At 66.0% G+C, this 10,333-nt stretch carries 11 protein-coding genes, 1 tRNA gene and 1 pseudogene; 2 read left to right on the top strand and 11 right to left on the bottom strand.

Translation table 11 applies throughout. From position 1 onward, the window contains the following. Nucleotides 1-131, top strand: a pseudogene (locus P1U75_RS17910) (IS5/IS1182 family transposase); the annotation flags it as partial. A gap of 121 nt (nucleotides 132-252) precedes the next feature. On the opposite strand, the gene P1U75_RS17905 reads toward P1U75_RS17910, so the two are convergent. The 3 genes from P1U75_RS17905 to P1U75_RS17895 form a co-directional block, all read right to left on the bottom strand. Next, nucleotides 253-328: transfer RNA gene (locus P1U75_RS17905), tRNA-Ala, on the bottom strand. A gap of 48 nt (nucleotides 329-376) precedes the next feature. Beyond that, nucleotides 377-982, bottom strand: a complete 606-nt coding sequence (locus P1U75_RS17900) for a hypothetical protein (RefSeq protein WP_300245662.1) — start codon at nucleotides 980-982, stop codon at nucleotides 377-379. A 175-nt stretch (nucleotides 983-1,157) separates the two neighbouring features. Then, entirely contained in the window at nucleotides 1,158-1,976 is an 819-nt protein-coding gene (locus P1U75_RS17895) for a helix-turn-helix transcriptional regulator (protein ID WP_300245660.1), read from the bottom strand. 34 nt (nucleotides 1,977-2,010) lie between these two features. On the opposite strand from P1U75_RS17895, the gene P1U75_RS17890 reads away from it, so the two are divergent. Next, nucleotides 2,011-5,202 carry a reductive dehalogenase gene (locus tag P1U75_RS17890; RefSeq protein WP_300245659.1) on the top strand — a complete coding sequence of 1,064 codons (3,192 nt, stop codon included), beginning with the start codon at nucleotides 2,011-2,013 and terminating at the stop codon, nucleotides 5,200-5,202. Nucleotides 5,203-5,291: 89 nt separating this feature from the next. Here the strand turns inward: P1U75_RS17890 and ureG are convergent, their stop codons facing one another. The 8 genes from ureG to P1U75_RS17850 are packed head-to-tail and all read right to left on the bottom strand — an operon-like array spanning nucleotide 5,292 to nucleotide 10,210. Further along, nucleotides 5,292-5,921, bottom strand: a complete 630-nt coding sequence (gene ureG, locus P1U75_RS17885; protein ID WP_300245657.1) for an urease accessory protein UreG — start codon at nucleotides 5,919-5,921, stop codon at nucleotides 5,292-5,294. Further along, nucleotides 5,918-6,574 (bottom strand): urease accessory protein UreF, encoded by a 657-nt coding sequence (locus P1U75_RS17880; protein ID WP_300245655.1) that lies wholly within the window; start codon nucleotides 6,572-6,574, stop codon nucleotides 5,918-5,920. The genes ureG and P1U75_RS17880 overlap by 4 nt, the downstream gene beginning before the upstream one ends. Further along, a complete protein-coding gene (gene ureE, locus P1U75_RS17875) occupies nucleotides 6,558-7,058 on the bottom strand; it encodes an urease accessory protein UreE (RefSeq protein ID WP_300245653.1) in 501 nt (166 codons plus the stop codon). Before ureE ends, P1U75_RS17880 begins: the two co-directional genes overlap by 17 nt. Nucleotides 7,059-7,114: 56 nt before the next feature. Beyond that, the gene (gene ureC, locus P1U75_RS17870; RefSeq protein ID WP_300245651.1) at nucleotides 7,115-8,875 is read right to left on the bottom strand and encodes an urease subunit alpha; all 1,761 of its coding nucleotides are present in this window, start codon (nucleotides 8,873-8,875) and stop codon (nucleotides 7,115-7,117) included. 13 nt (nucleotides 8,876-8,888) lie between these two features. Next, on the bottom strand, nucleotides 8,889-9,380 hold the full coding sequence (locus P1U75_RS17865) for a GFA family protein (RefSeq protein ID WP_300245649.1): 492 nt from the start codon (nucleotides 9,378-9,380) through the stop codon (nucleotides 8,889-8,891). Between the two features lie 40 nt (nucleotides 9,381-9,420). Beyond that, entirely contained in the window at nucleotides 9,421-9,726 is a 306-nt protein-coding gene (locus P1U75_RS17860; protein ID WP_300245647.1) for an urease subunit beta, read from the bottom strand. Continuing rightward, nucleotides 9,723-9,896 carry a hypothetical protein gene (locus P1U75_RS17855; RefSeq protein WP_300245645.1) on the bottom strand — a complete coding sequence of 58 codons (174 nt, stop codon included), beginning with the start codon at nucleotides 9,894-9,896 and terminating at the stop codon, nucleotides 9,723-9,725. The genes P1U75_RS17860 and P1U75_RS17855 overlap by 4 nt, the downstream gene beginning before the upstream one ends. Nucleotides 9,897-9,907: 11 nt before the next feature. Then, nucleotides 9,908-10,210 (bottom strand): urease subunit gamma, encoded by a 303-nt coding sequence (locus tag P1U75_RS17850; protein ID WP_300245643.1) that lies wholly within the window; start codon nucleotides 10,208-10,210, stop codon nucleotides 9,908-9,910. Nucleotides 10,211-10,333: the final 123 nt, after the last annotated feature.

The following is a 10,333-nucleotide window of genomic DNA, read 5'->3' as shown; positions in this document are numbered from 1 at the left end:
GCATCAAACTCCTGGGCCAGTCCCTGAGGGCCAGAGACTTTGATCGCCAGGTCGCGGAAATCCGGATCCGCATCGCGGTCTTCGACCGCTACACCGCTCCTGGCATACCCATTACAAAGCCGGCAGGATGAGTCTGTCCGGGGCAAGGGGAAGTTTGCCCCTCAACCGATTTGCGCAACAAAGCCTATTGAACCTCTAAAATCACCTTTCCGTTCAAGGTGTTAGTGGATTTTTCAACACAAAAGTGCGATTTGGTGGAGCCGAGGGGAATCGAACCCCTGACCTCGTCATTGCGAACGACGCGCTCTCCCAACTGAGCTACGGCCCCGACGCGCGGAAAATACTGAAAAACCGGCCAGGGATGCAAGGGGGTGCGTCAATCTAGCAAGGCAAAGACCGGCCCGAAGACCTCCAACAGCGCAGAGCGCAAGAGCACCTTGTTGGAATTCACCGCCTGCGCGATCGAGGCGAAATGGCTGTTGTTCTTGCCCGCCGACCGAAGCAGCATGGTTTCGGCCTCGGCCAATGCCTGCTCTACCTCGCGCTTGGCTTGCGGAACCGCTGCCGGTTTGATCGCCCGGTAGGTCTGAAACCCCGCTCTTTTCGGTGGTGTATTCGGATCGACGTATTTCCTGACGATCCGGTCCACCTTCGTCTCGACCGTTTCCAGCACTAAGCTCGCTGGCTTGTAGGCAGGGTTTCCCAGAAGTTGTCGCGAGGCCAGCCGGTAGACGACCCTGTAGCAGTCGAAACGATAGACGGACGGCAGTTTCTGGCATCGGTGGAATTCGCGGTTCAGCGTTTTCACCACGCCTTTTGTCACCCGCGATGACAGACCGGCTGAAAAGCCGCCGCCGCCGCCGGCGGCGCCTCCCCCGCCGCCCGTTCCGCCGGTGCCGCCGCCGTTGTTCGCTGCGGCCGGAAGCGAAAACGCTAGGGTCAGGGCAAGAAAAAGATGAACGAGCAGGCGGTTGGGGGACATGCGAACCTCCGGTGGCCGATGCTAGCACGAAAAGAGGGTCGGCAGGAACCCGCGCATGGTCGGGCGGCGTATGATCAAGTGAGGGCGTCGGGTGAACTGGCCGAGCAAGCCGGTTTCGGGGGCGAACCACAAAGGCGGGCAACCGGCCCCATGCGGCCTGGGACGCGGAAAACCCCTAGCGCGGTGCGTTCAAAACCAGCGCAGTAAGCTGCGCGGTCGATGCGACACCCAGCCGGCGATAGGCGCGTTTGCGCAATGTGCGCACCGAGTTGTCCGAAATGCCGAGCTCCAGCGCGGTGCCCGATACCGACAGACCGCGCGCGGCGTGATCGCAGACCTCGGCTTCGCGCGGCGTCAGTTCGGCAAACCGGCCGAGGTTGTTCGTCCGCAGATCCGACGGCGTGCGCGCCGGCGGCAACAGCGCGCCACCACCAACGATCCGGTGCCTCAGCCCGATCAGTTCATGCGCCAGCGGCAGCACGGTTTTCAGGCGCGTCAGTTCCGCATCGGTCAGCCAGCCCGATTCGACGCCGCGCAGGTAAAAGGACACGAGCCCGCCGCGCCCGATCCGCGACGCGACAGAAACCCGCTCGATGACCCGGTCCCGGGCATAGATCCGGGCACGGGGGTCGTTCTTTGGCGGGTGCCAGCGGTCGATGACCAGTCCTTCTGGCGGAGCTTTCCCGATACGGTCAGAGAAATCCTGTCGCAGGCTGTCGAAAGAGGCGATGGTTCGGGCATTGCGGTTGAACCAGTAGTCGCTCATGCGGCCCGACCAGATCGACAGCACCGGCTCGGGACGGTTCAGGTCCGAGATGTAGAAGACCCCGAAATCGGCGATTTCGGCGGCGTCGCGGATATAGTCGAGAAGGGCCGCGCCAAAGCCCGCCTCGGGCACAGCGGCCGCGAGGGCGGCGACCCTGTCGCGGTGGAGGGAGGCGGGTGGCTTGTCACTCATTCGGGTGACATATTTAGCGCCGAGGCTGCGATACATCAAGGCACCTCCTCCGACCCTCCAGGATACCTCCATGCCCCGCCTTTTCTCAGATCGCAAACGACCGGTTCATCTTGGCCCCTTTCCGCTGGAGACACTGGCGCGGAAAGACACCGTGGACCTGTCTACTGTGCCGGCAATGCGCGCGATCTCCTTCAACCGACCGAACGCACCACAGAGCATCGTGAACGCGATGCGCGAGTATCAGGCGATGCTGGATGCGATCCGCGACGGGATCGTGAACCCGGTGCAATCGGACATTCCCCCGGACCCGGTCGAGCGGGCCAATCACCTCAAGGCGTTCGGGTATTTCAACGATGCGGCGATGGTGGGAATCTGCCGGTTGCCGGGCGCGGCGCTGTTGGACGAGCCGATCCGCAACCCCGAAATCGACCGGCTGGCACATGATCTGAAGACGCGCCAGACCAAAACGCTGGCCTCCGGCATCGACATGATCATGGCGGATCTGAAGGACAGCATGGAGGCCCCGCCATCGACAATCGCGGGGCACACCCACGCCATCGTCTATCTCTACGAGAACCCGCGCGAGCCGGGCCAGGACGAAGACGGCTGTGACTGGCTGGACGACGCCCTGGACCAGCGCGCATGCCTGCGGGCGAACGAGACGGCAGGCGTGCTGGCCAACTACATCCGGCTGCTGGGATTCGAGGCCAGGGCGCATTCCGGTGCGGCCTCGAATGTGGACCTCAACAGGCTGACGGTGGCTGCGGGGCTGGCACGTCCTGACGGCAGCTGCCTCGTCGCGCCGTTTATCGGAGATCGTTTCGGGGTGGCGGCGGTCACCTGCCGGATGGAGCTTGCCTGCGACAAACCGCTGGCAGACCAGCCGGGCTCCGGGGGGCTGGCCTGGCGGCTGGGAAAGGGCGTGCAACGCTCGGCGATCAACCGAAACCCCTATGACAGCCGCCGCTTCGTCGATGGTGCCCACCCGTTCGAGCGGCTGAAGCGGGTGGAGGATCCCACCACCTATATCGACGAAGCGAATGTGGCGCGGGTTCCCAAACGCGCCGACATGTTCGCCCGCGCCCAGTTCGGCGATATGGGCAAGGCGCTGCAGGAGGGGGCCAAGGGCGGTCATTATGCGCGAAAGGCGGCTCCCTCCTATGCGCAACGCCGGGCGCTGGGGGCCTTTGTCCTGATCCAGGATGGCGCGCCAAATCCGCAGGGGCCGCGCCCTACAGATGCCACGCGCAACGCGGCGAACATCAAGGCGGCGAGCTATTTCCTCGGCATCGACGCGGTCGGGCTGTCCCGCTGCCCGGACTGGGCGTGGTACTCGCACGATGCCGCGGGCGATCCCATCGAGCCCCCTCACGACCAGGCGATCAGCATGATCATCGACCAGGGTTATGAGACCATGGAGGGCGCCAGCGGCGACGACTGGATCAGCGTCGCCCAGTCGATGCGCGCCTATCTGCGGTTCTCGCTGCTCGGCGGCGTGATCGCTCAGCAGATCCGCAACCTGGGTTACAAGGCCAAGGCCCATACCGTGATGGACGGCGAGGTCCTGCAACCGCCGCTCCTGCTTCTCTCCGGCCTGGGCGAGGTCAGCCGGATCGGCGAGGTTATTCTCAACCCCTATCTCGGACCACGGCTGAAAGCCGGTGTGGTGACCACCGACATGCCCATCGCGCATGACAAGCCGATCGATTTCGGCCTGCAGGCGTTCTGCGAGAGCTGCAACAAATGCGCCCGCGAATGCCCGTCCGGCGCGATCACCGCCGGGCCGAAGCTGATGTTCAACGGCTACGAGATCTGGAAATCCGACAGCCAGAAATGCGCCACCTACCGGATTACCACCAAGGGCGGCGCCATGTGCGGGCGCTGCATGAAGACCTGCCCGTGGAACCTCGAAGGGCTGTTCGCAGAAAAACCGTTCCGCTGGGCCGCGATGACCCTTCCCAAGGCCGCGCCGCTTCTTGCCCGGCTCGACGATGCGCTGGGCCATGGCGGGCTGAACGATGTCAAGAAATGGTGGTGGGATATCGAGCTGGAGGAGGACGGCGCCTATCGCCCCTCGAAACACCCGCTCAACCGCCGCGACCTGCAGACCGATCTGGACCTGAAATACGAGGATCAGACGCTGGCGGTCTATCCCGCGCCGCTGGCCCCGCACCCCTGGCCCTATCCCTTTCCGATGGATCGGGAGAAGGGGATCGAGGCCTATCAGGCCATGGTGACGGCTGAGGAATACAAGCTGCGCCTGACCCGGGGCGCGCGGGGACATCTTCACCAGTACCACGTTCCCGGCGATGCTCCGGTGATCCGGGTGGAGGTCGCGACGGCCGAACAGATGACCCCAGACGTCACCAAGTACGAGTTTCGCAGCATCGATGGCGCGGACCTGCCGGAATGGACCGCCGGTGCCCATCTCGACATCGTCGTCGCACCCGAATTCCTGCGCCAGTATTCGATGAGCGGCAACCCGGCGGATCGCACCACCTACCAGATCGGGGTCTTGCGCGAGGATGCGGGCAGGGGCGGATCGAAACTCATGCACCGCATCTTCACCCCGGGGCGCAAGATCTTCATCTCGAAACCAATCAACCATTTCGAACTGGAGGAAACCGCCACCAGGACATTGCTGATGGGCGGCGGTATCGGGATCACCCCGATGATCGCCTTTGCCCATCGGCTGCACGCGCTGGGCAAGGATTTCGCGGTGCATTACTCCTGCTCGAACCGGGCCGGCGCCGGGTTTCTGGACGATCTCGCCGTAGCGCCATGGGCCGGCAAGGTGCACTATCACTTCTCCGACGAAGGAACACGCGCCGATCTGGCGGCGATTCTGGGTGGCTATCGGCCGGGCTGGCATGTCTATACCTGCGGCCCGGACCGCTACATGCAGGGGGTCATGGACGCGGCCGAGCAGGCAGGGTTCCCCGAGGAGGCGCGTCACCTTGAATATTTCTCGGTTCCCGAGCAACCCGAGTACGAGAACCATCCCTTCACCCTGCGGCTGAAGGACGGGCGCGAACTCCCGGTGCCCGAGGATCGGAGCGCCGCCGAGGTCTTGCAGGCGGCGGGGGTGCCTGTGGATCTGAAATGCGACGACGGCATTTGCGGGGTCTGCAAATGCGGCGTGCTGTCGGGTGAGGTGGAGCACCGCGACTTCGTCCTGTCCAAGGCCCAGCGGGAAACGGCGATGATCACCTGCCAGAGCCGCGCCGCCAAGCCCGGCGGCGTGATCGAGCTGGACCTCTGACGCCAGGCCCGCGGCGCTGGCCGGCGGGCATTCCACCTGGGCCTGTGGCCAGGCCCGCAAGCCGGGCGCACCGTGGAGGCGAATACCGTTCAGATCTCTTCGACCGCCACCAGCCCGCCGATCTCGCACAGGCCCGCGACGATCTCCGGCACGCCATCGCCCTGCCTGAGCGCGGCGAAAACGGTCATGCCGTTGCCGCGCATCCGCCTGGCGTCCCTTGCCATGACACCCAGATCCGCGCCGACATGGGGGGCCAGGTCGGTTTTGTTGACGATCAGCAGGTCAGACTTGGTGATCGCCGGCCCACCCTTGCGCGGAATGTCCTCGCCCGCCGCCACGTCGATGACGTAAAGCGTCACGTCGGCCAGTTCCGGGCTGAAGGTGGCCGACAGGTTGTCACCTCCGGATTCGATCAGCACCACATCGAGGTCGGGAAAGCGGTCAGTCAGCTCGGCGATGGCGGCGAGGTTGATCGAGGCGTCCTCGCGGATCGCGGTGTGCGGGCAACCGCCGGTCTCGACCCCCTTGATCCGGTCGGCGGGCAGCACCTGCTGGCGCATCAGCGCCTCGGCATCCTCCTGCGTGTAGATATCGTTGGTGACGACGGCGACGGAGAGGCGGGGCGACAGCGCGCGGGCCAGCGCGGCGGTCAGCGTGGTCTTGCCGGCGCCGACCGGGCCGCCGATGCCGACGCGCAGGGGGCCGTTTGGGGATTTCATGAGCGGAACAACCTTGAATACTGGGTTTCGTGTTTCATCGAGGCAATATCGGCCAGAAACGCGGTGCTGGACAGATCCTCGGGCGTTTCGTCGATCGCCTTTTCAGCGAGGGTTTCGACCAGCGGCGTCAGCGCGCTCAGCGTCTTCTGCCCGTCGGTCTGGCCGATCGGGATCAGGCGGATGCCGGCCGAGACCAGGTTGGAGGCAAAGGCCTGCAGATACATCCGCGCCGTCAGCAGGAGTGGCAGGCCATGCAGGTTTGCGGCATGGCCGAGGGCGACGGGATGGCTCAGCGGCGGCAGTTCGTCCCCGGGCCAGACGGCGCCGGTGGTCTTGGCAAAGGCATGGCCCTGCGCCTCGGTCTCCATCAGGCGCTCGGCCGAGGGGGCAAAGGCGCGGGCCTGCGCGTCGATCCGCATCAGACCCGCCCGATCCGCCGCCCGGAACGCCGCCGCCAGAAAGATCACATCGGACCGGCCCGCACCATGGCACAGCACATCCGCAAGCCAATCCTCGAGGGCCGCAGCGTCGCCAACATTCCCAGCTGAGGCCGCCGATTCCAGCCCGTGGCTATAGGCGAAGGCGCCCACCGGGTAGGCGGGCGACAGCCATTGCACCAGTTTCAGCACCTGGCTGTCAGTGGGCGTGGTCATGGGACTGGTCGTGATCGTGCCCGCCGTGGGACGCGCCGTGATCGTGGCCGTGGGTGCGCCCAAGGCCATAGGCGCCGCCCTCGGGGGTAAAGGGTTCATCGACCTCGCGCAGGGTGGCGCCGATCAGCTGCAGCATGTCGCGGATCACGTGATCGCGCTGGATCAGCAGCCGTCCGCTCTCGATCTGGCAGGGGGTATGGCGGTTGCCGATGTGCCAGGCCAGCCGCGGCAGGTCCGGGCCGGTCACCTCCAGCAGCGGCTCCCGCGCCGCGCAGACCGCGATGAGCCGCCCGTCCGCCAGCATCAGCGCATCCCCCGCGTTGAGCGAGGTGGTCTTGGACAGGTCGAGAAGAAAGGTCAGCCCGCCATCGCCCACCAGCCGCTTGCGCCGGAGAAACCGGCCGTCATAGCTGAGCGTGACGGTATCGTCCGCCGGTCCGGTCGGGTGTTCGCGCACGGCGCGCGCCACTGGCAGCACGGTCATGCCACGCCCCCGGTCCGTCGTCCTTTAAAGAAGATCCGCATCATTCGCCCCTTTCGTCAGAACATGAAATAGCGCTGCGCCATCGGCAGCACCTCGGCCGGTTGGCAGGTGAGCAATTCGCCGTCCGCGCGCACCTCGTAGGTTTCCGGGTTCACCTCGATATGCGGGGTGGCGTCGTTCAGCCTCATGTCGGCCTTGCCGATGCCCCTTGTGCCGCGCACCGCGACCGTGTCCTTGGCCAACCCAAGCCGCGCGCCGATGCCCGAGGCTTGCGCTGCGTCCGAGACGAAGGTGACGGCGGAGTTTTCCACGCTGCGCCCGTAGGCCCCGAACATCGGCCGGGAATAGACCGGCTGTGGCGTCGGGATCGAGGCGTTGGGGTCGCCCATCTGCGCCATGACGATGGTGCCGCCCATCAGCACCATATCGGGTTTCACCCCGAAAAAGGCCGGCGACCAGAGCACCAGATCGGCGCGCTTGCCCTCCTCGATGCTGCCGATCTCATGGGCGATCCCGTGCGCGATGGCCGGGTTGATGGTGTATTTGGCGATGTACCGCCGGACACGCAGGTTGTCGTTGTCGCCGGTCTCCTCGGACAGGCGCCCGCGCTGTTTCTTCATCTTGTCGGCGGTCTGCCAGGTGCGGATCAGAACCTCGCCCACGCGCCCCATCGCCTGGCTATCGCTGGCGATGATCGAAAACGCACCCATGTCGTGCAGGATATCCTCGGCGGCGATGGTCTCGCGGCGGATGCGGCTTTCGGCAAAGGCCACATCCTCGGGGATCGACTTGTCGAGGTGGTGACAGACCATCAGCATGTCGAGATGCTCTTCCAGCGTGTTCACCGTGAAGGGCCGCGTCGGGTTGGTCGAGGAGGGGATGACAAACGCCTCGCCGCAGATCTTGATGATGTCGGGCGCGTGGCCGCCGCCCGCGCCCTCGGTGTGAAAGGCGTGGATGGTGCGCCCCTTCATCGCCGCGACGGTGTTCTCGACGAAGCCGGATTCATTGAGCGTGTCGGTGTGGATCATCACCTGCACGTCCATGTCGTCGGCCACCGAGAGGCAGCAGTCGATGGCGCCGGGCGTGGTGCCCCAATCCTCGTGCAGTTTCAGCGCGCAGGCGCCGCCCAGAACCTGTTCCTCCAGCGCGGCGGGGAGCGAGGCGTTGCCCTTGCCGGCAAAGGCCAGGTTCATCGGAAAGGCATCGGCGGCCTGCAACATCCGCCCGATATGCCAGGGCCCCGGCGTGCAGGTGGTGGCCAGCGTGCCATGCGCCGGGCCGGTGCCGCCGCCCAGCATCGTGGTCAGGCCCGAATGCAGCGCGTCCTCGATCTGCTGCGGGCAGATGAAATGGATGTGGCTGTCAAACCCGCCTGCGGTCAGGATCCGGCCCTCGCCCGCGATCACCTCGGTGCCGGGGCCGACGATGATGTCGACGCCCGGCTGGGTGTCGGGGTTGCCGGCCTTGCCGATCCTGGTGATGCGCCCCGATTTCAGGCCGACGTCGGCCTTGATGATGCCGGTCCAGTCGATGATCAGCGCGTTGGTGATGACGGTATCGACCGCGCCGCCTGCGCGGGTGACCTGGCTTTGCCCCATGCCGTCGCGGATCACCTTTCCGCCGCCAAACTTGACCTCCTCGCCGTAGACCAGCGCGTTGTCGCCGGACCCGCCCGTCTGGGCCCGGCCCGCAGCCTCGGCGGTCAGGTCACGCTCGACCTCGATGATCAGGTCGGTATCGGCCAGCCGCAGCCGGTCGCCGACGGTTGGCCCGAACATGGCAGCATAGTCGGCGCGGGAAATCGTTGCGGGCATCCTCGGTTCTCCTTCAATCGACCCAGAGGCCGTGCGTCTTGTGCCAGTCCGCGAGCGACAGTTCGGGGTACCCGGCGAAATGGGTGTCCTTTGGTCCGTCGGGCAGCGGAACCCAGGGCGGTTTCTCGGCGGTAAAGATGTGCACCCGTTCCGGTGCGCGCGGCAGGTCGGTGTCAACGGCGCTGGCAAACGGATGGACCAGATCCGGCCAGCCCGGATCAAAGACCCAGAGCGCGCTTCCGCAGCGGGAGCAGAAGTGGCGCTCGGCGCTCGAGGTGCGGCAGATCCCGTCGCGGTCGATTTCGGCGCGAAACACCCCGATCGCGTCGCGGCCCCGGACAGTCAGGCTGTCCGCATTGGCCCCGAGGTTGATGGCAAAACCCCCGCCGCCGTCTGTCTTGCGGCAGATCGAACAGTAACACTGCTGATAAGGGACCGGCGTGTGGCTCTCGACCTCGAAATGCACGGCCCCGCAACGGCAGGATCCTTCAAGTTTCAGTGGCATCGTCGGACCTCCTTCCGTCTTGGCGTGCCGGTATCGGGCGTCACAGCGCCCCCATCACCTGCTGGTTGAACCCGTAGATGCGCCGCGCCCCGGAAACCGGGATCAGCTTGACCTCGCGCCGCTGGCCCGGCTCGAAGCGCACGGCGGTTCCGGCGGCGATGTCGAGCCGCATGCCACGCGCCGCCGCGCGGTCAAAGTCGAGCGCCGGGTTGGCCTCGGCGAAATGGTAGTGGCTGCCGACCTGCACCGGGCGGTCGCCGGTATTGGCCACCATCAGCGTGATCGCGCCGCGCCCGGCGTTCAGGGTCAGGGTGCCTTCGGCCGGGAAAAGCTCGCCCGGGATCATTTGCGCACCTTGACCGCGACGGCGACCAGCCCGGCCGCGATCACCGAGCCGAGCAGCAGCAGCGTGCCGGCGCCGATCCCGTGGGGATGCAGATGCGCGCCCTCATGGGCCAGTGCGGGCGCGGCGAGGGTCAGAACGGTCAGGGCGGCGAGCGGGGCAGTGGGTTTCATCGGGTATCTCCTTAGCGGATCGGGTTGTGAACGGTGACAAGCTTGGTGCCGTCGGGAAAGGTGGCCTCGACCTGGACCTCGTGGATCATCTCGGGGATGCCCTCCATGCACTGGTCCCGGGTGATGACTTGGGCGCCGGCCGTCATCATCTCGGCCACGCTGCGCCCGTCGCGGGCGCCTTCGACCACCGCGTCGGTGATCAGCGCGATGGCCTCGGGGTGGTTCAGCCTGACGCCACGCGCCAGCCGCTTGCGGGCCACCTCGGCGGCCATCGCCACCATAAGCTTGTCTTTTTCGCGGGGGGTCAATTGCATGTCAGGTCATCCATGAACGTGGGATCGCATTGTCGGTCAGCCGGGCCAGCACCGGCACCAGCACCTGCCGCAGGGCATGACTGTCGGCGGCCAGCAGGCGCAGGGCCAGGAGGTCGGGGCGGA

It is taken from the genome of Antarcticimicrobium sp., assembly GCF_029212575.1.
GTDB lineage: Bacteria > Pseudomonadota > Alphaproteobacteria > Rhodobacterales > Rhodobacteraceae > Antarcticimicrobium.
The sequence above is the reverse complement of the archived record's forward strand: the minus strand, read 5'-3'. Positions and strand labels throughout refer to the sequence as shown.